Here is a 632-nt window from a genome sequence, read left to right as displayed (position 1 = left end):
TCTGCGCAATCTGCGGGAAACAATCTCCCGCGGATCTCGCTGATCTTCGCAGATTTTTTTTGCGCTAGTTTGTGCATATAACAATCTCCGCCCTTTTTTGCTATCATTTTTCTGCGTCTACCTGTGGGAAACAATAAACGCAGCTAATTTTTCATAATCCATTTGCTTTTCTAAAAATACTTTTTTCAATCTCAACACAATTAAAGTTTACAAGAATTCCAAGTTTCATTGCTGATAACTTCAAATAGGTTAAAACCTGCTTATGATGCACTTCAGAAAGGTTTTCTATAGATTTAATTTCAACGATAACCTTGTTTTCAACCAACAAATCAATCCGATAACCCACATCCATTTTTATCTCGTCATATATCAAAGGCAATGGAACCTGCGCTTTTACATTTAGTCCAGCCTTAATAAGTTCGTGCATTAATGCTGCTTCGTAGGCGGATTCAAGCAATCCGGGACCCAAAGCATTAAATACTTTAAAAATCGCACCTCTGATTATAAATGAAATGTCGTTTTCTGTCATCGTTTTTCTACGTAAATTTGGGCAATCTAGCTGCGCAATCTGCGGGAAACAATCTCCCGCGGATCTCGCTGATCTTCGCGGATTTTTTTTTGCGCTAGTTTGT

The 632-nt window shown here is 38.1% G+C and carries 1 protein-coding gene; it reads right to left on the bottom strand.

Annotation, left to right across the window (positions count from 1 at the left end; translation table 11 throughout):
* Positions 1 to 151 precede the first annotated feature (151 nt).
* A partial coding sequence (locus FQ608_RS27115) for a GxxExxY protein (protein ID WP_317168964.1) occupies positions 152 to 632 on the bottom strand: 481 nt, incomplete at its 5' end.

It is taken from the genome of Lunatibacter salilacus (assembly GCF_009797935.1).
Lineage (GTDB): Bacteria > Bacteroidota > Bacteroidia > Cytophagales > Cyclobacteriaceae > Lunatibacter > Lunatibacter salilacus.
The sequence above is the reverse complement of the archived record's forward strand: the minus strand, read 5'-3'. Positions and strand labels throughout refer to the sequence as shown.